General features: G+C 44.1%; 15 protein-coding genes, 1 other RNA gene and 1 pseudogene. 7 read left to right on the top strand and 10 right to left on the bottom strand.

Annotation, left to right across the window (positions count from 1 at the left end):
* Positions 1-405: 405 nt before the first annotated feature.
* On the bottom strand, positions 406-2,502 hold the full coding sequence (pta, locus tag EWV66_RS16235; protein WP_052276349.1) for a phosphate acetyltransferase: 2,097 nt from the start codon (positions 2,500-2,502) through the stop codon (positions 406-408).
* A 590-nt stretch (positions 2,503-3,092) separates the two neighbouring features.
* On the bottom strand, positions 3,093-4,874 hold the full coding sequence (locus tag EWV66_RS16230; protein WP_287108257.1) for an N-acetylmuramoyl-L-alanine amidase family protein: 1,782 nt from the start codon (positions 4,872-4,874) through the stop codon (positions 3,093-3,095).
* A gap of 228 nt (positions 4,875-5,102) precedes the next feature.
* Between EWV66_RS16230 and EWV66_RS16225 the strand changes: the two genes are divergently transcribed.
* Together EWV66_RS16225 and EWV66_RS16220 are read left to right on the top strand one after the other, a co-directional pair.
* Positions 5,103-5,537 (top strand): peroxiredoxin, encoded by a 435-nt coding sequence (locus EWV66_RS16225; protein ID WP_052276351.1) that lies wholly within the window; start codon positions 5,103-5,105, stop codon positions 5,535-5,537.
* A 316-nt stretch (positions 5,538-5,853) separates the two neighbouring features.
* Positions 5,854-6,858, top strand: coding sequence for a glycoside hydrolase family 10-like protein (locus tag EWV66_RS16220; RefSeq protein WP_052276352.1), 1,005 nt, complete (start codon positions 5,854-5,856; stop codon positions 6,856-6,858).
* Positions 6,859-7,201: 343 nt separating this feature from the next.
* Here the strand turns inward: EWV66_RS16220 and cruG are convergent, their stop codons facing one another.
* Together cruG and cruF are read right to left on the bottom strand one after the other, a co-directional pair.
* A complete protein-coding gene (gene cruG, locus EWV66_RS16215) occupies positions 7,202-8,392 on the bottom strand; it encodes a 2'-O-glycosyltransferase CruG (RefSeq protein ID WP_052276353.1) in 1,191 nt (396 codons plus the stop codon).
* Position 8,393: 1 nt separating this feature from the next.
* Positions 8,394-9,308, bottom strand: a complete 915-nt coding sequence (gene cruF / locus EWV66_RS16210) for a gamma-carotene 1'-hydroxylase CruF (protein ID WP_004161139.1) — start codon at positions 9,306-9,308, stop codon at positions 8,394-8,396.
* A 661-nt stretch (positions 9,309-9,969) separates the two neighbouring features.
* Here cruF and EWV66_RS16205 point away from each other — a divergent pair.
* Complete coding sequence (locus EWV66_RS16205) at positions 9,970-11,478, top strand: serine/threonine protein kinase (protein WP_287108254.1); 1,509 nt, start codon at positions 9,970-9,972, stop codon at positions 11,476-11,478.
* A gap of 328 nt (positions 11,479-11,806) precedes the next feature.
* On the opposite strand, the gene EWV66_RS16200 is transcribed toward EWV66_RS16205, so the two are convergent.
* Entirely contained in the window at positions 11,807-13,396 is a 1,590-nt protein-coding gene (locus tag EWV66_RS16200) for a glycoside hydrolase family 57 protein (RefSeq protein WP_004161142.1), read from the bottom strand.
* A 147-nt stretch (positions 13,397-13,543) separates the two neighbouring features.
* Here EWV66_RS16200 and EWV66_RS16195 point away from each other — a divergent pair, with 147 nt between their 5' ends.
* A complete protein-coding gene (locus EWV66_RS16195) occupies positions 13,544-14,698 on the top strand; it encodes a histidine kinase (RefSeq protein ID WP_287108253.1) in 1,155 nt (384 codons plus the stop codon).
* On the opposite strand, the gene EWV66_RS16190 is transcribed toward EWV66_RS16195, so the two are convergent.
* Positions 14,676-15,503, bottom strand: a complete 828-nt coding sequence (locus tag EWV66_RS16190) for an alpha/beta fold hydrolase (protein ID WP_287108252.1) — start codon at positions 15,501-15,503, stop codon at positions 14,676-14,678. The genes EWV66_RS16195 and EWV66_RS16190 overlap by 23 nt on opposite strands.
* A 212-nt stretch (positions 15,504-15,715) precedes the next feature.
* On the opposite strand from EWV66_RS16190, the gene rnpB reads away from it, so the two are divergent.
* Together rnpB and rnc are read left to right on the top strand one after the other, a co-directional pair.
* Positions 15,716-16,241, top strand: an RNA gene (gene rnpB / locus EWV66_RS16185) — RNase P RNA component class A.
* Between the two features lie 125 nt (positions 16,242-16,366).
* Positions 16,367-17,071 carry a ribonuclease III gene (gene rnc, locus EWV66_RS16180; protein ID WP_002748582.1) on the top strand — a complete coding sequence of 235 codons (705 nt, stop codon included), beginning with the start codon at positions 16,367-16,369 and terminating at the stop codon, positions 17,069-17,071.
* Between the two features lie 16 nt (positions 17,072-17,087).
* On the opposite strand, the gene EWV66_RS16175 is transcribed toward rnc, so the two are convergent.
* A complete protein-coding gene (locus EWV66_RS16175) occupies positions 17,088-18,158 on the bottom strand; it encodes a WD40 repeat domain-containing protein (RefSeq protein WP_287108250.1) in 1,071 nt (356 codons plus the stop codon).
* Between the two features lie 87 nt (positions 18,159-18,245).
* Positions 18,246-18,539, bottom strand: coding sequence for a hypothetical protein (locus tag EWV66_RS16170; RefSeq protein WP_287108248.1), 294 nt, complete (start codon positions 18,537-18,539; stop codon positions 18,246-18,248).
* Positions 18,540-18,970: 431 nt separating this feature from the next.
* Here EWV66_RS16170 and EWV66_RS16165 point away from each other — a divergent pair, with 431 nt between their 5' ends.
* Positions 18,971-21,211 carry a glycoside hydrolase gene (locus EWV66_RS16165; RefSeq protein ID WP_287108247.1) on the top strand — a complete coding sequence of 747 codons (2,241 nt, stop codon included), beginning with the start codon at positions 18,971-18,973 and terminating at the stop codon, positions 21,209-21,211.
* 409 nt (positions 21,212-21,620) lie between these two features.
* Here EWV66_RS16165 and EWV66_RS16160 read toward each other — a convergent pair whose 3' ends face one another.
* Together EWV66_RS16160 and EWV66_RS16155 are read right to left on the bottom strand one after the other, a co-directional pair.
* Positions 21,621-21,839: a hypothetical protein gene (locus tag EWV66_RS16160; protein WP_230457591.1), complete on the bottom strand. Its 219-nt coding sequence runs from the start codon at positions 21,837-21,839 to the stop codon at positions 21,621-21,623.
* 109 nt (positions 21,840-21,948) lie between these two features.
* Positions 21,949-23,233, bottom strand: a pseudogene (locus EWV66_RS16155) (NF041680 family putative transposase).
* Positions 23,234-23,816: the final 583 nt, after the last annotated feature.

Here is a 23,816-nt window from a genome sequence, read left to right as displayed (position 1 = left end):
CTTAAACTAATAAAACGGAGAGGCTATGGCTTTAGAAACTTTCGGAATTTTTGGGTTAGAAGTATGTTATCTTGGCATCTTGTATGTTGATTTAGCATAAAGGGTAACGAAGAGCCAAAAAATACGTCGAGAACCAAAACTCCCCGAAAGTGGAAACGCTACCGCGTTAGTTTTATTCTGGTCGCGATTCATCTCGCTCCATTGAGATAGTTTTGATTCCCGCTCTGGCCCGGTCGGGAGGAAATAATACCAATTCTCCAAAGTCTGACTACAGAAGTTTAATCCCCCTAAATCCCCCTTAAAAAGGGTGACTTAAATTCGATGTGTAGTTTTCATTTAGAGAAATGGTATAAGCATATTCCAGAAAAAGGGTTTTTTTGAGAAACCCGTTTTCTAACTGATAACTCAAAAAGATTGGGATTGAATGGCTGTGATTACCACCGTATTGATAATATCGGGAACGGTACAACCGCGACTGAGATCATTGACGGGTTTTTTTAATCCCTGTAGGATTGGACCAATCGCTAAAGCTTTTGTTTCCCGCTGTACGGCTTTATAAGTATTATTCCCTGTATTCAGGTCAGGAAAAATAAACACCGTTGCTTGGCCCGCCACCTCTGACCCCGGCATTTTTTGGGCGGCTACTTCCCTATCCACGGCCGCATCGTACTGAATCGGCCCTTCTAGCTTCCAATCGGGGCGTTTTTCCCTGGCGATTTTGGTCGCTTGTCGTACTTTTTCCACGTCTTCTCCCTGGCCCGATTGACCCGAAGAATAGGAAAGCAGGGCGATTCGCGGTTCAATTCCGAATTTTTGGGCGGTTTCGGCGGAAGATAGGGCGATTTCGGCTAATTCCTCGGCACTGGGGTCGGGATTGACCGCACAATCCCCATAAACCAAGACTCGATCCTCTAGACACATAAAAAAGACCGAGGAGACGATCGCACAATCGGGCTTAGTTTTGATAATCTGGAGTGCAGGCCGAATCGTGTGTTGAGTGGTATGCACCGCCCCCGATACCATACCATCAGCATCGCCCTGATACACCATTAAAGTGCCAAAATAGGAGACATCCTGTGCATAATCCCGGGCCATATCGAGATTCATTCCCTTGGCTTTTCTCGCTTCGTAGAGGGTCTGCACATAGCTTTCAAAATGGGGACTAGCCACGGGGTCAATAATTTGCAGGCGATCGAGATCGAGAGTGATACCATGTTTTTTAATCACCATTGCAATCTCGTCCGGTTGTCCCAAGAGGGTTAAATCGACGATATCCTGTTCGATTAAAACTGTGGCTGCCTGGAGGATGCGCGGTTCAGTCCCTTCGGCCAAAACAATGTGACGTTTTTGCGCTTTGGCCTGTTGTACGAGATTATAGGTGAACATCTTCGGGGTAATCCCCTGGGTCCGCAAAGTGCGAATTTGCGCTTCTAGGCGATCGAGATTGATGTTACTGTGAAAAAGCTGCAGACTGAGGTTAATTTTATCGTAGTCCGTCGAGGTCAGGGTGGTTCGCACATCGTGGATGTGTTCGGCCGTGGTGTAGGTATCGGTGGTGACGGAGAGAATCGGTAAGGGATCGGGCAAACCGTCAATTAAACGGGCGATCGAAGGATTGAGGTTATGACCTGCTGTTAAGACTATACCAGCTAATTGGGGATAATTGGCCGATTGGTGGGCCTGTAACATCCCGATAATCACATCGCCGCGATCCCAAGGGGTGATAATTAAGCTATCTTCTTTTAACCGCTCTAGGGCATTTTGCATCTGCATGGCCACCACCAGAAAGTTACTAGCTAAACTATCTAATCTTTGCTGTCCGTAGAGAACTTTTGCCTGTAATTGTTGGGCGATTTCTGCCACTCGCGGGCTGCTAAGTTTGGCATTATGGGGAATCACTCCTAGGGCATATTCTTGGGGGGGAAAAATTTTAGTTAGGGTTTTCCGTAATTCCTCTATTTTTTCCTCTTCAGCTTGATTGATAATAATCCCAATCACCTTACAACCTTTATCTTGGTAGGTGTCGCAGGAAATCAGGATCGGACTAAGGGCATCTTCGATACTGCGCTGGTAGGCATTACCTAATATTAAGATGGGATGGCCGAGATTTTTGGCGATTTCTGTATTTAGTTCAAATTCAAAGGCGGAATTTTCTTGCAGATAATCGGAACCTTCACAGAGGATAAAATCATATTTGTTTTCTAAGTTTTTAAACTTTTTGATAATTTTTCCGATGATTTCATCAAATTTTTGTTGTACCAATAACTCCTTCACTTCGTCGTAACATAAACCGAAGGCCTCTTCGTAGGTTTGTTCTAATTTAAAATAATTGAGGATTAAGTCAATGTCTTCGTCCCGATGACCTTGGGAACAGTCGAGAACAATTGGCTGGAAAAAAGCAACTTTATTAGTTTTGCGGAGAATTAAGTCAATAATTCCTAAAGCTACTAACGCTTTACCGCTTCCCGTTGCCGTCGTGCTGATATATAAAGAGTTAGTCATGGGTAGAGAAGAATAATAACGAATAACGAGGGTGGGATTTAATTGGGCTACCTCAACCTTGAGGTGGTTTTGATCCCCCCTTAATCCCCCCTTAATCCCCCCTTGATCCCCCCTTGATCCCCCCTTAATCCCCCCTTAATAAGGGGGGCAGCGATCAAGTTGTCTATAAGGGCGTGAATTGTTGGCAAATTTTCAGTAAACTATCTTTATTTGTTGGCTAATCCAGAGATTTTTGTCCCAGAGCGATCGCTGTTTAAATATCTACTAGAGAGTGATCGACTATACCTTGTAATCTAGCAGTTATTTTGTCCGATTGCTGTTCACTGGTAACATTTTTTCCATCGACTTGATTTAATTTCCTCAGATTACAATAAAGACTCCAGAAAATCCTATCACCGGCTTTCCAGCTAGGGCTTGGTTTTTCATAACCCCCTTATCAAGGGGGGCAGGGGGGATCCCCCCGCCTATCGGCACCCCCCTTATCAAGGGGGGCAGGGGGGATCGAACCTAAAATCCATTTTTAATTTAATTATAACCAGCTACTTAAGCTTATCTCTCTCCGATTGCCATTAAATTTTAACTGGAAGCGATTACCCAAATTGTTGAAACCATTGGCTAATTCCGGCGGCTAAAACTTGCGCTAATTGTTTTTGTGCCTGAGTATCGGTAATCCATTCAAATTCTTGAGGATTACTCATAAATCCTAACTCTAATAACAAAGAAGGACTACTATAGGGACGAGTTAAAGCTAAATTATTCCAAAATACTCCATAGGAAGGACGACTAAGATTTTTGGTTAAATACTCGTGGAGAAAAACTGATAAATCCGCTGCCTGGGGATGATACCAAAATATGCCAATTCCTTGAGTATTTAAGGCATCTCCATCATCAGGTAAAGCATTATAGTGAACCGATATTGCTAGGGTTGGTTGTAGATTATTAATCATCTCTACTCGTGCCGGTAAAGATAAGTCTATGTCAGTTTCTCTGGTTAAATAAACTGTTGCTCCCAATTTTTCTAACTCCCGTTTAATTAATTTAGACATAACCAAATTAATCTCTTTTTCCGTGTAACCCGTCGGACCGACAGCACCGGTTTCTTTACCTCCGTGTCCGGGATCTAATAAAATAACTTTGCCCTGTAAATTATCACTTTTTTCCGGGGGATGACGCAGGGTTAAGATTAAATTTGTCCCCTGGTAACGAAGACTATAACCCCACTGTTGTTTTTGGTTAAGATTAAAAGTGTATTCTATCGTGGTCGGGTTGATTTGTCGCCAATCTAAACGTCTGACCAAAGGATTATCCACCAGAAAAATTGTATCGGTTTGGGCAATGGTATTATAAAGGGTCAAAATAAATTTATCATCCTCTTGTGCCACGGCGATGGGTACAGGATGGGAGAGGGGAAAAATAATTTCTGTTGCTTGATTGATACTGCGAGAAGAGAGACCGCGAATATTAGCATTATCTAGGACTTCATTAACTATTAAACGCGTTTCTCGCTCTAAAATCCAACCACCATAATCTAACCGCAACCAATCTCCTTCTTTCCCAGTGACTATCGCTTTCGTGCCTTGGGGTAAAGGAGTTAAACGGGAATAATCACTACCCGGTCCCGTGCGTGCTACCCCTTGGGCAGCTATAATTTCAATCACTGGTAAATTTTGATCGCTAATAATGTTAATTTCTCCTTGACCTTGTTGACTAATCGATCGATTATTTAATTGTGCTGTAAAAATAGGTTTTCCTAAGTTAGCCTCTTGTTGAAACTGTTGACAACCTCGATAGTAACCAGTTTTATCCTCGGAATTCGCTTGATTAAGATTAGTTAAAACTGCGGCATTACTAGGCAGTTTTGTGCTTTGAGGTTGGGGTAAAAGAGGCAGTATTTTATCTCCTAACTGCACAGAAACCTGAGATTGGGGAGTGGCAATCGCACTAAAACAAATCCATTCCCCCACTAACCTCGTCTTATGGACAGAAGGACTGAGAGAGTTATCAGCAAAAGCTAAGTCTTGGGGAATAACTGCTTGAGTATCTCGACGAATTATTTGACGCTTAATAGTTTGGTTTTGATAGCGAATAGTGAAATTATTTTCGCCAACTTGTAGGGGAAAACTAGGAGCAAAATATCCTTTAGCACTGCGTTCAATCGGTTGATTATTGAGCAAAACTTGACCCGATGGAGGTGCAGAACCAATAAAAAAGATTCTAGCGGCCGTGGTTTGATGATTATCGGGGGGATAAACAATCATCAATGAGGCAGATTTGGCGCTGATACTGTGATAAAAACCGATTAATAGCACTAAACCTAAACCAATTAAGATATTTTGCCCAAAAGTTCTCACCTTTAACCAGAATGGCCCCATATTATCCCCCTCTTAGCTGACAAATATTATCCTAAAACAAATTCTAGAGGTTTGTTGTTAGTCTTCTCATCTGTACTACATTTAAACTGATCAGGAAATTTAGTACAAATGCTCTGACTTCTTCTCCCCATCACCCCATCACCCCATCACCCCATCACCCCTCTCCCTGTTTTTGACCCTAATCCTTTATGATCGATATAGATTAACTTTTGTAAAGGAATCGGAGTTATGGCTTTAACCGTTGGAACAATCGCACCGAACTTTACCACCACCGACGATACTGGAAAAACCGTTTCCCTGTCGGATTTTCAAGGTAAAGTCGTAGTTTTATACTTCTATCCCAAAGATGATACCCCCGGCTGCACCAAGCAAGCGCAAAGTTTCCGGGATAACTACCAACAATACCAAGACAAGGAAATAGTAGTCTTCGGGGTGAGCATGGATGACCAAGGTTCCCATGCAAAATTTAAAGAAAAATACGGTTTACCCTTCCAATTGCTCGTAGATACCGATGGTGCTATCACCAAAGCTTATGACGTCGATGGGGGTGGCTATTCTAAGCGCGTCACCTATATCATCGATGGAGAAGGCAAAATTAGCCATGTGGATGACAAAGTGAATACCGCTAGTCACGCATCGGATATTCTCTGCGTAGTCGGTTAATTTTCCCTAAAATCTTTTCTGGGTGTGTTAGGGGAGCCTAATACACCAGGTATCTATTTTTTAGTTCACTGATAATCAGTTTTTAATAACCGGATTTAGTATGACTAAATAGGGCCTGCTGATGATGAACTGAATATTAAAAATCGGACTAAAATAAGTGGGTGGGTGGAATTAAATATAAGATGAACGTAGGTTGGGTTGAAGCATGAAACCCAACGCCTGCATGGGTTACGCTACCGCTAACCCATCCTACAAATAATTTGGCCTCCCTACTTAATACTATTATCAAATATCTTGGTGGGATTAATCGGCAATCATGGTTAAGTTTAGCAAGTACCTAAAGAGGTTTGGGATTGTTGTTGGAGTGGCTTTTTTGTTGTTGGTTACTCACCGAGCGGCTCCCCGAAAGGCAGTGGAAAATGAGCAGATGAAGGGGGTTTGGTTAACCAATATTGGCACGATATTGTTACATCACACTACGTCCTTAGACGAGGTGTTAAATCATCTTTCGCGATCGGGTTATGACCGGGTGTATTTTAGTGTTTATGGGTTTAGGGGAACGCTTTATCCGACTTCCCAACGTCCGACGAATTGGTTGTTTGTGCCGCCGTTGAGCAATCCTTGGAGAGCGGCGGTTAAGGAGTCTTTACGGCAGGGTTTGAAGCCCTATGCTTGGTTTGAGTATGGTTTGATGTTATCCCCTAATGATCCCATTGCCAAAAAGCATCCGGATTGGCTATTAAAAACGCCCGCAGGGAAGACGGTGGTGGAAACCAATGTCTGGTTAGATCCGGCGAATCCGCAGGTACAAGCCTATCTTTTGGGCAATATGGAGGATATTTTAAAAGAAAAAGATTTGGCGGGGATTCAGTTAGATGATCATTGGGCAGTTCCGCGTGTTTTTGGTAATAAAAGTCAGGCTTTAACGAATTTAACTCGCAAGTTACATGATCATGTCAAGGCGATTAATCCCAAGTTGGTGGTGAGTCTTTCGCCTAATCCTCACTCTTTTGCGGTGAATAAATATAATCAAAATTGGTTGGCTTGGGTGCGTCAAGGGATTGTGGATGAGGTGGTCTTACAGATCTATCGGAAAACTCCCAATCAGGTGGCGGCAAGTCTTTCGGGATCGGGACTGGCGACAGCTTCCAGGTATGTGCCAGTGGGGGTGGGTTTATATGCGGGTTGGAATCCTGATTTTTCCTTAAAGGGTTTACAAGCTCAGGTGAGGACGGTGGAGCGTCAGGGTTATGGCTATTCGTTATTTTCTTGGGAATTTGTGGTCATGCGTCATCTTTTTAATCATATTCCCCGGTTTTAAGTGAAAAGGCTAGTATAATTAAGGCTGTTCTAAGTAAGTGGTTCTAATTACATAGAAGATAGATTTTGCCTTCGATCTCCCCCTGCCTTCTAGGGTTGATTCATAGTAGGGTTGATTCATGAATCAACCCTACCCTGCCCCCCTTGATAAGGAGGGTGCCAATTCCCCCTTAATACTGGGGCTGATTCATTCTCCAAATCTAATTCTTTTTTTTGCTACTCTTAATGGCTTATGAGGTAAGCTAGGGAGTAGGGGAGTACAGGTTTTTGCTCTCATAGTAGATTGATTCATGAATCAATCTACCGTTAGAGGAGCCTCATACACCCAATGTTTATTTTCCAATTCACTGATACACTCGACCGCGCCAACTTTGGGGACGGGTAAAAGCAGAGATAAAAATGCGGATAACTGCCAGCGGATCCGCTAGGGGAGATAGCCAAAATAATCCTGAAGATAGATTGACTTTTTCGCCCCGATAGTAGCTAGGAGAAACAGCCAATAAAAGGGCAAAACGAATCAATAACAGCAGCAGGTTTAAAGTCAAGACAATTTTTAAACTCAGGAAATTGTAGCCAAAAAACAAAGCTGTGAGCAGTAAAGGGGTGATAATTATCGGTAATCCCTGAGTAAGAGCTAATAAGGCTAAATCGCCCCATAATTGCCCCTGATAGGAGGCATCTTTGAGGTCAAGAGATCTGCCCCATTCGCGCCAAGTTTCCCTGAGTCCTTCGTACATCCGCACGCGAATCAACTTCGCCCCATCGAGAAATCCCACCCGATAGCCTTTCGTTGCCGCTAGACGGGCGAGGGTGACATCATCGCAAAAAGAACCTTTTGCCCCGCTATAACCGTCTAAAGCCGCTAAAACTGACCGCCGGCAGAGAAAACATTGACCATTGGCCATGACTCGTTGGGGATCTTGCCCGCGCACTCCGGCCGCATCAAAGCGATAGAGCAAAGTCATCAATAAAGCCGGCTGTAACCACCATTCTCCCGGATAGGAGAGGATAAATTGCGGCGACAGGGAAACTAAGTCATAACCTTCTGCGATCGCAGCTTTGACCAAACTAGCGACTAAATTTGCTTGGGGTTGGGTATCGGCATCAATGCCCAAAATCCAGTCACTTTCAGGAGAACTAAACAAAAAACCATTGTGTAACGCCCAGGGACGACCTACCCAATCAGGAGGCAAAGGATCATCGGTTTTCAAGCGAAAGCGGGGGTCTTTTGCCGCTATCTCCTTGACTTTTTCCCGCGTACCATCTTGGGAATTGCTATCGACAATCAGAATTTCTCGCACTTCGTAACTCTGTTGACTCAATCCCCTTAAACAACCGTCAATCCTGGCCACTTCGTTTAACGTCGGCACAATCACGCTTACTGTCCCTAACATCTCCGGGGTGGGGGGTTGGGGAGTCAGGGGAGGACGACGACGCGCCCCTTTTAGCAGACGGGAAAGAAGGATAAAAAAGGCAACAGCCTGAGACAGCAGTAGCCCCAGGCAGAATGCACCGAGAATTATCTCAGTTAACAACTTATTTGGCTCCTCTCACCGAAACAACGGGGATTTTTAGGGTTGTTACTTCGCTGGTTGCCACTGTTTGCCCGGAAGCAACAGTCTTGGCGCGATTATAGAGGAGTGTTAAAGGCAGAATACCGGTGAGTAATCCTAAGAAAATCGGCGGATAAATACCGGCACCCATACTCATGACCGTCGCAAAGCCAAAATTACCCAAATACATGACAAAAGGCAGGGTTAAATCTTGACTTGGCAGTTTCACCGGTTGCGCTTGCCAGATTAAAGTGGCCACCGTCATAAAAACACAACCCGTGCCAAACCAACCGGCAAAATTTTCATAGGGCATCCCAAAAAAAGCCCCCGGTTGTTCCCAAATCCAGAAGGGGATGGTAGTTTGACTCATGGCCGGATCTAGGACAAAATCCCATGAAGTTAATAATACCGCCCCGATAGCGATCGCTCCTAGATTTTGTAGCCACTGGGGTATAGCAAGAGTGGATAAACCAACACGAGCGATAATATAGGCACTAAAACCGAGATAAAACCAAGATAGGGGGATAGTAAAGGGTACTAAACCCGCAATTTTGTAACCTAGGCCCGAAAGATAACGATAATGACCGAAAGGAAAGCCGGTACTGGTTCCTAATAGTTCGCTACAAAGGGATAAACTGATAGCGGGAACCATGAATCCTAACCAGTGCCACACTCCTAGAGTCCGATAGGCATAAACAGCCACCGCTGCCATTCCTAACACCATATACACCACACCCCCCCCGGCCATTGACCAAGCAAAGAAGGTTTTGCCAAAATCCGGTAAATTGGCCACAAATTCGGGATGGGGCAGAACTAGCAACAATCCCGCTAGTCCAAAAGCCATCGATACAATATGACCGATGAGCAGAGCTTTTTCGATCGCAATTAGTCGTCTCATTAAATCTCTAGCGCTGCGAAAGGATAATCATTTTCAAGTTTACAAATCTTTATTAAAGAATTATTACCCAGATCGGTCACTTTCGGCAAAAAAGTTTTACAGGGGTTAGGGAGTTTCCTGTAGTGGTGGTTTAGGAGTCCCTAGGCAGTCCCGATGAAAAAATTTTCACCCCCACAGATGAAAGAGGTTTCCTTCCCCACACCCTACACCCCACACCCCACACCCCACACCCCACACCCTCTTTCAAGTCAGGACAATCAAGAACGAATAATAATCAATCAAATTGTCTATTTAGAGATTTTGTGGTACTTTATACTTAGTTTTTTCATTTTTTCAACCCCCAAAAATTAATTATGCAAGGGGCAATGACTAAAAATGCCTGAAAATAAATATATGTTAAAAATGATGCTTTTAGCCCGAAAAAAAGGTTCTTCGGTTTGTGTTATGTAATGGACGGGGGTTATAAGGGATAAAACCCTTATATAGAAAGACATGGCTGCGATTTTTGCCAATTGTTTTCGATCTAGAACGAGCTAATCAATTAAGTCTCTTGCCAGATAAGGATTTAGTCGATTTATGCCCCCTGCTCGAACCAGACCAAGTAACGAAGAACCAAAACTCTCTCCACCAGACTCACTATAATTAACACAGTAGCCTAGCTATGTCGGCAGAATCCAGACATCGGAGTTTACTTGCCAATCGATACCAACTGGTCGAGTTGATCGGTAGCGGTGCCATGGGACAAGTATATCGAGCAGAAGATAAACTCTTAGGTGGCGTAACCGTCGCCGTCAAATTCCTCTCGCAAACTCTCCTCAACCAAAGAATGCGTGAGCGCTTCGAGCGAGAGGCGACTATTTCGGCACTTTTAGGCGAAAAAAGTATTCATGTTGTTAAGGTTCGTGATTATGGTGTAGATGACAAGGAAGTCCCCTTCTACGTCATGGAATTTTTGCCGGGGGAGAGCATGAGTGAAATCATCAAACATCAGCCGCTGCCCCTCCCGCGCTTTCTCAATCTCACCCGTCAGATTTGTTTCGGCCTGGAATGCGCCCATAAGGGTATTATCTTCCAAGGGGAGATCTGTCCGATTATTCACCGGGACATCAAACCAAGCAATATTATCGTGATTCAGGACTCAGGATTAGGGGAATTGGTGAAAATTCTCGATTTTGGCATCGCTAAACTCATCCAATCGGGAGAATCCCAAACCCAATCGTTTATGGGAACCTTAGCCTATTGTTCCCCAGAACAGATGGAAGGTAAAGAACTCGATCATCGTTCCGATATCTACAGTTTTGGGATTATGATGTACGAGATGATCACGGGAGAAACGCCCATTTTTCCCGATAATCCCTCCTTTGGCAGTTGGTATGAGGTTCACCACTACGCCGAACCCCGTTCCTTTCATTCTAGCTTGCAATTACCGCCAGAATTAGAACAGTTAATCCTGCGCTGCTTGGCCAAAGCACCCAGCGATCGCCCGTCAAGTGTTACAGATATACTACAACGTCTCGAACGACTTGAACCCCTAGTCAAAAATGAAATCGTCAAAAAAACCGACGATTACACCCGCAAAATCAAAACCCCTCGTGATTTAAATCAAACCATTGTTTCTGCTGCTAATGCGAGGGATATCTGTGTCAAGTCCAGTTGGCCCGAGGATAAACCGCGCCAAAAAATTGTCTTCTCACGCTGTCTCCAGGCTGCTGACGGCGTTTTTCCCGGTTTATGGGTAATGTTGGATCGAGAAGATATCGCCGTCCGGGTTGCTAGTGTCCGTTATAATCAATTCCTCTTTTTACCCACACCTCACCCGATGATTCTCTGGATTACTGTCCTCTATCATCGTCAATGGGGCCCCCGCTGGTTGCCTTGTTATTTGGACTTAAAAACCCCTCAAGGTCAAAAAATGACCAAAACCCTCGCCGAAGCCGGTCAATACTGGATTTTATTTTTCCCCCTCGAAGGCAGCAACATCTGTGAAAATGTGATCAACGCTAATATTCCCGCCAATCAATGCCAAATTTTGCAGCAATGGGTGACAGATAGTCAATCGGGCCAAGGTGGCAGCCCGCAAATTAGCAAGCGGATGCTAAAACAGAAACTCGATCAACTTAAACCCCAGATTCTAGCCAAATTAGAGTCGGAACTGGCCAGGCAGCCCTAAAAAATCAGGGGGCAGAACGGAGGTTGACGCTATCGGTTACGATCCAAAAATAATCGCTGTTCGGCACTTGACCGAACGTTCAATCAGCTGTAGCCAATAATACATTTGCACTAAATAATAAAATCGGCGTTGCAGCCATCAATATCTGAATGCTAATTGTGCATCGTATCTACAAGTTAACTTAGTCCCAAGTTTTAAGAATGGCCTAGAGAATAATTCATCCTTAAAATCAGCAACGCCGAATTAATTGGCACGGATAGAATCAGAAAGCAACAAGGTGCGCTACAGCTTGTAACGCACCAAAATTTTTATTAATCTCTAACAAAGATTACAGAGGTCGATAGACGCGATAATCAATATTGGGGAAAATATTATCGATTTCCTCGACTTTTTCCAACCAACCAGAGTCAATCTTCTCCGATTTCACATCTTCATAGATTTTATTTAACCGCAGCAGGTGGGAACGAGTGCGCCGGACAGCGTAGGGAACCATCGTACCGGTTCGCATAATAAACGCCCAGTCAGAAGATTGTGCTAATAATAACTCCCGGGCCGCCTGATTTAAAGCCCGTTCCTGTAATTCATCCTCCGCTTCATGATGACTTAATTCAATCATCCGTTCCGTGCCTTTGTGCAGGTGAGGATAGATCCAAGCGTTGGTTTCATTTAGCCAGTATTCATGGAAACCCTTATAACCCCAACTGGATTGGGAAGGACGACAGACCTGCTGATGGGGGTTAGACCGGAGATAATCGGCTAAATGGGTCATTTGGTAGATATTTTGGTCATACCAAGACTTGCGGAACAGAAAATCAATAAACCAGGGTCCCTCATACCACCAGTGACCGAATAGCTCGGCATCGTAGGGAGAAACAACCAGGGGAGGACGGCCCATAATTCCCGCTAAACTCTCCACTTGCCGCTCGCGATTATACATAAAATTGCCCGCGTGTTCGGCGGCTTTTTCTTTGGCCCAGTAGGGGTCATAAAGCCCTTTTTCCGATAAACCTCCGTCCCGGCTAGTAATTTTGTGGTACTTAATGCCTATATTCTTGCGTTGACCGTTGGGCATGATATAGGGCTTAATATACTCGTATTCCGCTTCCCAGCCCAAATCTTTATAGAATTCCCGATAAACTATATCCCCCGGATAACCGACTTGGGAAGACCAAACCTGTTGAGAAGATTCGTGGTCACGACCGAAAGCAGCCACCCCAGTTTCTGTGAAAATGGGCGCGTAACTGCCGTAACGGGGACGCGGACGACCGTAGAGAATACCGTGGCCATCGACGAGGAAATAACGAATGCCCGCATCGGCTAACATTCTTTCTACCCCTTCGTAGTAGGCACATTCCGGCAACCAAATGCCCTTGGGACGACGACCGAAATTTTCTTCGTAGTGTTGACAGGCCACCTCAATTTGCGCCCACACCGCTTGCGGGTACATTTTCATCAGGGGCATATAACCATGGGTCGCACCACAGGTGATAATTTCTAGGTTATTACTGTCGAGGAATTGTTTAAAGGCTTTGACCAGATCTCCATCGTATTTTTCCCAAGTTTGTCGGATACTTTGGAAGGATTCAGCGTAATATTCGGCTAAGTAGCGAATATGGCCATTATGTTGATTATGGTCGATTTCTTTAGCAATTAATTCTTCTAACTTGCCTAAGTGTTCTTCATAACGCTCTTGCAGTAACGGATCCCGCAGCATCGACACCAACGGCGGAGTCATGCTCATGGTCATTTTAAAATCGATACCATCCCGCTTGAGACCTTCAAAAACTTGCAGGAGAGGGATGTAGGTTTCTGTGATTGCTTCGTATAACCATTCTTCTTCGAGGACGTAATCGCTTTCGGGATGGCGGACGAAAGGGAGATGCGCGTGGAGAACTAGGGCAACATAGCCAAAAGCCATAGGATTTCTTCTTAGAATTAAGGAATAAAACTTTAAGATTAGGTTGAGTAGATTTTATACTATCTTAAGCTTCTACAATAAAGAATATGATAAAAGTCGATCGATGATCGATCGATCTCGTCAATCCCTAGGTTTACTAATTTTCTGATGCTCCCATCTAACGAGCCACTGACTGCTTTAGGGAGAGAGACGTTGTCGTCTCTCTCGATTCAACTTTTGCTATTTGTTGATGACCGTCCCAGTTCTCAAGAAATTATCCGTCAAATTCAGTCCTATCTCCAGTCTTTAAAGTCTGATTACCCAATTGACCTACAGATCATCGAAATTCGCCAGCAACCTCATTTAGTCGAACATTTTCGCCTTGTAGCTACCCCGGCCCTGGTCAAAATTGCCCCCGGCCCCCGTCATACCCTCGCGGGCAGTAATCTGGTGGAACAGTTTAAAAAATGGTTGGTACGCTGGCAAAAAGCGATTAAAGAGGAGGTCAAAAATCATCACGCTGAGGATGGACAACGTCAAGAGATGGAACATTCGGGCGAACTCATCCGCATCGCCGATGAGGTTTTTCGTCTTAAACAGGAAAAGGAAGAATTATTAGAACAATTAAAATTTAAAGACCAAATTTTGGCTATGTTAGCCCACGATTTACGCAGTCCTCTCACCGCCGCTTCCATCGCCGTGGAAACCCTCGAATTAGCCTATCATCAACCAGATACGGAGCGCAGTCTGCAATTACGAGAACAACTGCACCAACAGGCCCGCAAACAGTTCCGGATTATGAACCGTTTGATCACAGATATTCTACAAGCTTCTAAGAGCATGGCGGCGCAATTCACTCTCCACCAGAGTAAATTTTATCTGCAAGCTCTTTGTCAGGAAATTTTGTCTCAATTTACTGATACTTTTCAGGAAAAGACTTTAATTCTCCAAAGCGATATCCCCCAAGATTTGCCCCCCGTCTATGCTGATGAGGAGTTAATCCGACAGGTGATTATTAATCTCCTGGAGAATGGGATCAAATATACCCCCCCCGGCGGCGCAATTACCCTTTCTGTCCTTCATCGTACTACTCAAAAAGTACAAGTGAGCATCAGTGATACCGGCCCCGGCATTCCCGAAGAAAAACAAGAGCATATTTTTGAAGGTCATGTGCGTCTGAAACGGGATGAGGGGAAAGAAGGTTATGGCATCGGTTTATCGGTCTGTCGCAAGATTATTCGCGCCCACTACGGTCAAATTTGGGTGGATAGTGTCCCCGACCACGGCAGTAGTTTTCACTTCACTCTGCCAGTTTATCGCTAAAATGCTCCGCTAACCAATTATCAATGTCCCCTAAAACTAGGTCGGGGATTTCCCAGGGGAACAAATGGGCTGTATCCGGGTAACATTTCCACTGAGACAGTTTTAGTTTTTCGGCCGTTTCTTGGCTCGAAGCACTGGTAATATGGCGATCATTTGCCCCCGCCAGAACTAAGCAGGGAATTGTGATTTTGTCAAGAGATTTTAAACAATTGTTACCTTTTTTTAAAGCCCGATTTAAAGCGCGATTAGCAGCTGGAGAAGTTTGTAAGTAGGCAGGAACAGCATCTTGAGCGAGATATTGATAGGATATCCCTTGATGTTGTGAAAAAAGGTACTGAAACAGGGAACGACGAGCAAAAGTATCAATATTCCAACGCCATCCCGGTTTAATCTGATTGAGAATTGCCGCCATCCCCGTCAAAATCAGATCTGTGGTGGTGATAGGAGGATGACTACCCCAAGGCCGTCCGGCCGAGGCCACGAGAATCAAACCCGGAAAGCGATCGGGATGCCGCAATACTAATTCCAGAGCGATTATACCCCCCAAAGACCAACCGAGAATTAAACATTGCTGGATTTTTTGGCGATCGAGCAGCCCGATTAAATCCTCTAGATGTTCTTCTAGCTGAAAATCCGGGCGATAACGACTTTTCCCGTAGCCGCGCAGATCCGGGGCCAGGGTTTGCCAGCGTTGGCAAAAATGATCGGTAAATACAGACATACTGGCTGCCGAACCGGGATGACCGTGCAGACAGAGGATCGGATAGCCATTACCTTTGATCTTAACGTTGAGAGCGATCGACATGGAGCAGTTATCAGTTATCAGTTATCAGTTATCAGATTTGAGTTTTAAGTGAGCAGTATGTATTAAGCGAGCAGTATTAAATAGCAGTTTCCTGCTGTCTTTTCACTGTTCACTGTTTACTGGACGGCTACGCCGTGCCTTTGGCAACACTGATTATTGACTGGGATATATGAGCGATCGAGTCTCTGGTATGTCAAACTAGAGAATAGGAGAGAGTTGGTCTAGAGGTTGCGGGGTCATTTGATCAATGATTCCGAGGAAAGTCCGAACTCCCGAAAGACCACACTTGCTGGATAACGTCCAGTGCGCGTGAGCGTGAGGATAGTGCCACAGAAAAATACCGCCCCCTTTTTCAGTGTTGCCAAAGGCACGGCGTAGCCGTCCAGTAAACAGTGATCAGTAAACAGTAACGAAAGTAAATTCACTGATAACTAATAACTTTCCACTGATAACTTTCCACTGATAACTGATAACTGATCACTGATAACTGATTGGGGGTAAGGGTGCAAAGGTGCGGTAAGAGCGCACCAGCAGTATCGAGAGGTACTGGCTCGGTAAACCCCGGTGGGGAGCAAGGTGGAGGGACAAAGGTTGGTCTTTTTCCTGTCCCGTTTTTAGGAACCGCTTGAGGTAATTGGTAACAATTATCCCAGATAGATAACCTCTATTCCAACAAAGGTAAAAGCAATTTTACTGCTGTTGGGAAATACAGAATTCGGCTTATGTTTGACTCTCTCCTTTATCAGTTATCAGTTATCAGGAGTCAGGAGTCAGGAGTCAGTATTCAGGAGATAGGAGATTGCTTTTATTTATTCTCCCCACACCCCACACCCCACACCCCACCCCCCCTTCTTCCCGCTCCCATGTCCTTAAGTGATCCGCGTCGCCAAAAACAATTAAAAACCCTAGTGGAAAAGCTGGGTTTATCGGCTGATGTCCCCGTCAGGTGGGATTTATTGGATTTAGCTCTAACTCATCCCAGTGTTTCCCGTGATAAGAATTATGAACAATTGGAATTTGTAGGCGATTCTGTGGTAAGACTCGTGGCGGCGGAGGTATTGTTAGAAACCTATCCGGAGGCGCTCGTGGGAGAATTTGCCGCCCTGCGATCGATGATGGTTAGCGATCGCACTCTGGCGGAATTTGCGGATCGCTACGGTTTCGAGCGTTATTTGTTGGTATCAAGTAGTACGAGTATTGATCGGGCAGGGCGAATTTCTCGACTAGCAGACGCTTTTGAGGCAGTTTTGGGAGCTTTATATCTTAGTACACAGACAATGATTTTAGTGCGTTCTTGGTTAGATGAACCACTGCGGGAAAAAGCGGCCGAAATTCGTCGAGATCCGGCCCGACAGAATTATAAGGATGCCTTGCAGGAGTGGACACAAGCAAAATACAAAAAACTGCCGCAATATTTAGTTAAAGAAATCAATGGTTTAGATCAAGAGCGTTTTTGTGCGGAAGTGTGGTTAAATGAGCAAAAATTAGGAGTGGGAACTGGCAGAAGCAAAAAAGCAGCGGAACAGGCAGCGGCGAAATCGGCTTTTCTAGAAGTGGTTAAAGGCTAAATGGGGGCATTTTTGCCTAACGGACGAATTGCCAGAGGCGAATTTTAAAATCATAATTACCACTAGCCAAATACTGCCCATCGGGACTAAAAGCCAGGGATTCCACCCAGTCGGAATTATTATCAAACCAAGCTAACTGTTTACCCGTGGTCACATCCCATAAACGCACACCGTCATTACTGGCACTAGCGAGAATTTGTCCGTTAGGATGGAGTGCCAGGGAACGAATTCGGGCTGTATGACCGATGAGGGTAAATAATAACTGATTATTGCTCGTATCCCAGATTTTAATCGTGCGGTCTAAACTACCCGTAATTAAATTTTTGCCGTCGGGAGTGTATAAAAGCTTGCTAACCGCTTGGGGATGGGCGGAAAATTTCGACAAAAATTTGCCCTCGCGGATGTCCCAAAAATTTACCTCACCGTTTTCATGACCACTAGCAAGGGTGACACCATCGGATTTCATCCCTAGGGAATAAACAAAATTACCCACCCAATTTAAACGATAGAGGGGACGGCGGGGAGGTTGCACTGTCCAGAGGCGAATTCCTTCCAAACCACCACTAATTAACGTTTTACCATCGGGAGTAACCGTAAGGGCGAGGACAGTATTACCGTGTTCGAGGGCAATTCCTAAATACTTGCCTTCCACCAGATTCCAAAAATTAATAGAACCATCTGAACCGCTACTAACTAATAACCTTTCGTTGGGACTAATGGCTAAAGCTTTGACGCTAGTTCTTTGGGCCCGAGTTTGGGAGACTTTTTGCCCTGTTTTTACGGACCAAATTCTCAGGAGAGGATCCGTATCACTACCACCAGCGAGAACCAATTGGTTATCGGGACTGAAAATCACAGCATTAGGGGTGGATTGTTGCCCTTCTAGGGTTTTAGCGAGGGTAAGTCTGCCTAAACCTGCTACTGGGATAGTTTCTGGGGTTTTTTGGCCACTTGCAGCCGCGGGTTTAGGGGGAGCAATAGGACTTTGGGCCTGACTAAGCTGATGTTGCCCGATTGTCAGCGTGGTTAGAACACTGACCACAATTGCCCCGACAAGTTTCTCCCCACCCGTAAATCGGAATTTCATAAATTTAGTTGAATATTAACAAATGAACGGTGCTATAGATTCTAGCCTTTGAGGGGATTGATTGCCAAGCAAGGTGGGATTTTTGAGCTAAGAAGGTCGATTTTTTTCGTTTTTCAGGTTTGGTAAAGCTACTTGACCCGATTGGGGCGGTAAATAGTATCTTGCCGCTTCTTCTTTGTTGATTGCCTCAGTTTTTTGGCTCTGTTGCCACCTGGCGAAGATAGCGATCGCCATAATCGTTGCCCCTAAAGATAGCAGTGTCCATCTTTGTCCTAGAACCCCGATGATGACATCTACTGCCGCTGCGGTAAAGATAAAGCTAGTTATTGGTTCTTGACGGTAAGCTTTCTTGAGAAAACGCGGCCAGAGGAGATTACTCATTTTATCTATTATTTCTACGGTTTCGATAATTCCAGCTTATCCTAAATAGTTGGACAAAGGTAAAGTTAAGTAGCTGGTTATAATTAAATTAAAAATGGATTTTAGGTTTGATCCCCCCTGCCCCCCTTGATAAGGGGGGTGCCGATAGGCGGGGGGATCTGAAAGTTTTTAATACCTATCTACTTAACTGTGGGGTAAGGAGTCGGTCGTCGGTCGTCAGTAAGAATTGCGGCAATTGAACTCCCAATACTCATCACCGGAGAATCCGATCCTTTAACAAATACAAAGAGACGATACCCTCTCAAAACCCGTTGATAGGATTATGGTAGTGACCGAAATCAACTTTTAAGAATCTATAACAGGCTTTTTGTCCACTATTATCTAAATAACGGACAAAAAGCCTGTTATATGCACTTTTTCTCGGTATTATCATGACCTATCCTCTCTACGTCGCTTTTATTTGGCATCAACACCAACCCCTCTACAAATCCTGTCAAACTCGCACCGATGCTTCGGGACAATATCGCTTACCCTGGGTGCGACTGCATGGGGTGAAAGATTATCTCGATTTAATCCTGATTCTAGAACGTTACCCGAAATTACACCAAACAGTCAACCTTGTCCCCTCTTTAATCCTGCAATTAGAGGATTACGTCAACGGACTAGCTATAGACCCCTATCTTGCTCTCACTGTCACCCCAGAAGCGCAGTTAACCCTGGCACAAAAACACTTTATCCTCGAACACTTTTTCGATGCTAACCATCGTACCCTGATCGATCCGCACCCCCGTTACGGGCAATTATACGCACAGCGTCAAGAAAACGGTCATAGTTGGTGTATTAGCCATTGGCATCTCCAAGATTATAGCGATCTCTTGGCTTGGCATAACCTCGCTTGGATCGATCCTATCTTTCACATTGACCCAGAAATCGCTGCCTGGTTAGAACAGGGAAAAAACTTCACTTTAAGCGATCGCCAGCGGATTATCTCCAAACAGCGTCAAATTCTGCGTCGTATCTTGCCGCAACACCGGTTAATGCAGGAAACCGGACAACTAGAAATCATTACCAGTCCCTACACCCATCCAATTTTACCCCTGCTGGCCAACTCGGAAGCAGGCCGGGTAGCAGTGCCGAATATGACCCTTCCTCGGCAATATTTCCGCTATCCTGAAGATATTTCGCGCCATCTCCAGAAAGCTTGGCAAATCTATATCGATCGCTTTGATAAACATCCTCGAGGACTGTGGCCCTCGGAACAATCCGTTAGTCCCGCGATTCTCCCCGCTGTCGCTAAACAGGGTTTTCAGTGGTTATGTTCCGATGAGGGGGTGTTAGGTTGGTCTCTGGGACATTACTTTCATCGCGACGAAAAAGGCAATATTAGCGAACCGGAATTGCTTTATCGTCCCTACCGTCTGGAAACTAGCAACGGCAATTTATCGATGGTTTTCCGCGATCATCGTCTCTCGGATCTGATCGGATTTAGCTATAGTGGCATGAAAGCGCAAGAGGCCGCTACAGACTTAGTTAAACACCTAGAAGCGATCGCCGAACAACTGAAAACCAACGCAGAAACCACGACCCTAGAAAAACCCTGGTTAGTTACCATTGCGCTAGATGGCGAAAACTGCTGGGAAAACTATCATCAAGACGGTTTACCCTTCCTAGAGAACCTGTATCAACTTTTAAGCGACCACCAAGCGATCGAATTAGTCACCGTCTCGGAATATCTCGATCGCTTTCCCGCTAATGCAAAAATACCCAGCCATCAACTTCATAGCGGCTCTTGGATCGATGCCAATTTTACCACTTGGATCGGCGATCCCGCTAAAAATAAAGCTTGGGAATATCTAATTTTAGCCCGTCAAACCCTCGCCAATCACCCGGAAGCGACGGAAGATAATAACCCCGACGCGTGGGAAGCATTGTATGCAGCGGAGGGTTCCGATTGGTTTTGGTGGTTTGGTTATGGTCATTCCTCCAATCATGACGCAATTTTTGACCAACTTTTCCGCGAACACCTGATCGCTCTTTATCAAGCTTTAAATGAGCCAATTCCCTCCTATTTGCTCGAACCTGTGGAAGAACACCGAGATAAACAAAGTAATCGTCCACTGGCTTTCATTCACCCCATTATCGACGGTTTTGGGGACGAACAGGATTGGGATAAAGCCGGACGGATCGAAATTGGCGGCGCCAGTGGTACAATGCACCGGACTTCCTTAGTACAAAGGCTCTTTTTCGGTTGGGATCACCTCAATTTTTATCTGCGTTTCGATTGGAAACCGGGGGCAGAATTAGGCAAAGATATCCCGCCTGAAGTGCATTTATATTGGTATTATGATGAAGTGCATCGTCTGCAAAGTCCAATTCCCTTAGCAGATATTCCCCCTCGATCGCCCCTCGATTACGGTTATCATCATCATCTAGGAATAAATTTAATCACGGAATTTACTTGGTTAGAATTCGCTCAAGAATATTTTACTTGGCAGCGAGTTCCTAGTAGTGCCAAAGCTTCTTTTAATCAATGTTTGGAAATTGCTGTCCCCTGGGAAGGATTACACATTGAACCCGATGCTCGTCTCCATTTAATCGCAGTTTTAGCCAATCAAGGTCAATACTATGATTTCCTCCCCGTTGAAGAATTAATCTTCCTGCAAAGACCTTAAATCAATAATCAGTGATCAGTTATCAAACGTCAGCAAACCCTAGTTAAGTACCTAAGCAAAATTAAAATAAGGCTTTTGACCTGTTAAAATCCGATGTTAGTGCAAGAATATAGGATTGAGACCTTCAAAAACCTTGCATTATCCTTCTTACAGTATATAAACTGGTACAAAAAAAGAGGGCAACAAAGCCTGAAACGACCGGCTACTGACTCCTACCCCCACGAAAAACTTTTTCAGCAAACCCTAATTACACATATCTAACCACCTCTTGCCTCTTGCATAAGTTCATCTCCTGATATGTAGCCTATACTCAAGGGATTTAGTATAAACTTTCAGCACATATCGACTGTGCGGGAAAGCTCGGAGGAAGAGGAGAAAACTAATGATCTTCGTTACTCTTCATGCTAAATCAACAAATGCCAAGACAATACACTTCTAAACAAAAAATTCCCAAAGTTTCGGTTTTTTGGTTTGTGCGATGGACGTGGGTTGTTGAGATTTTCAATAGAATAGAACTCTGACTCTCTTGGGTTTGGTGGGTACAATGTATTCTAATATATAGTCCTCCCGGTGAGAGGGTGGAACGAACCACAAAGACACAAAGGACACAAAGATTAACCGATCTTATATAACTGTAGTTTAGACTAAAAAATTTGCCTAAAAATAATCCAGCCTTATGAAAATAGCTGAAATCAAAAATCTTGAAGCAAAAAGTAGAGTTAGGATGCTTTTGTTGCCTATTTTTTAGGGGTTGAATGTCGTTTTTTCACAGTAGGATAGGTCTTTCTTTTACTGCGAGTCTTCCCTTTTTCCCAGCCGGGAGACTTTCCTCTAGTTTTAGGTGGTTGAGCGGGCGAACCAATCTCTATCAAAAGGGAAAACAGAGACTGTGCTACCCTTTCAGGAGTTAATAGGGTTTGCGGTTTTTGCCAAGGAAGACGATAATCTGCTACCAAATCTTTGGCTAACCATAATTGCCAAGTCATCAACGGCATTAAATCACTCCATCTCTCACATTGAACAGGTGTACTTAAAGAAGGTAAAGTCCAATGTAATCTTTGCGAGTGCAAAGCGATACCAATGGTCAACTCCAAAACGACGTGCATATTGTGACCAAACTTTTTCTAAGGATAAAAATGCCTCTCCTACCCAAATTAACCATAAGGGGCGATGTGCCTCTCCCGTTTTTTTAGGATTCAACCTTTCCACTTTAATTAGACTTAATTTCTGCTGAGAAGCTGTTTTAAAATGTAACTGTTGCCATTGACTCACTCGGATTAATCCGAGTTTCGGGTCATTGATTTCCACTGTTGCGTCGGTTGGCCACCATGTGGATTCGTCATTGATTTTAAATTGTCTGCCATGTTTTTTCGGTCTTCCCTTACCCCCATAAGCTTCTGGTTCGCCATATAGACAACAATTAGAGCGGATTCTCATCAGTTTACTTGCTTGGATATCTGCTGTTTGATTTACCCATGAACTATTGCCGTATTCACAATCTAATACTACCAAAACTTTTTGTTGAATTGTTTTGCAGACTTCTTGGAGTTGCCATTTGGCTTTAGCTATCGGTGTTTCAAAGGATGTGATTCTTTCATGTCTTAAGGGTAATGCCCAACTTCTTTCCCCTTCGGGTAGCCAGACAATGGTGCTATAGCCTTGTCCTAATACTGTTCCATTTTTTGATGCCGCGCTATGTTGATAGCCTCTATCTTTCATCGTTTTAGCATCCTTCAATTCCCATGCTGTATGATCTATTGCTAACAAAACATACTCCAGTTCTGGTATTTCCTGAACATACCTTTTCATTAACTGGTTTCGGTTGGGACGACAATCTTCAATAGATTCGTATGTACTATGCCATTTCCTTCTGAAGAAAGGGGACAGTGAGAAGTCTCCCAAGCAATAGGCATTTCTGGTGGTCATGATGCTATCCATTAAGTCAAAGGTGGCATCTTTGGCATTACCTAACAGTTGGTAGGTATCTTGGCGAAATCTGGTATATCTGTTATATTTGGTCATAGAGAGCGGATAAATTCTTTAACATCTTTTATTTTCTCTCTATTTTGCTTGATTCTTCCTCTTTTTTCTTTTTAGGTTTCTCATTTAGTCTAAACTACAGATATAAGTTAAACTTATCACACAGAACCTAGAAGAGCCGAACTCTTGCCAGATAACTCATTGTTCGCTTAATTTTTTAAGGGAAGGGTTTTAAAATTGCTGTTACCTTTATCCTGTATGCTTTTTAGCGAATAAGGTAAGCATAACATTGTCGAGAGTGCGATCGCTATTATCACCATAAGTACAGGAGCAGCAAATGCGAATAAGCTCATTGCCTTGGCCTACCTCATTGGCGTATTTTTTGTGATTCCCCTGATTCTGGTGGGGATTTCGATTGTTCTATAAGGGACTCGCACAGAAATAGAATACTAGCTATACAGTCGCTTTCTTTAAGTTCTTCAAGGATTCGCCAGATGATTGGGTACATTAGACCTCTTGCATAATTTTTTTATGGTATAATATAAGGTTTTGCTTTTTTCTCAATTCTTAGATTGAAGTGGAAAAAAGAATAAAATGTGATCTTAGGTCAGGAAATCATCTATAA

This window comes from Microcystis sp. M_OC_Ca_00000000_C217Col (genome assembly GCF_007095585.1).
In the GTDB taxonomy this organism is placed as follows: domain Bacteria; phylum Cyanobacteriota; class Cyanobacteriia; order Cyanobacteriales; family Microcystaceae; genus Microcystis; species Microcystis panniformis.
The sequence above is the reverse complement of the archived record's forward strand: the minus strand, read 5'-3'. Positions and strand labels throughout refer to the sequence as shown.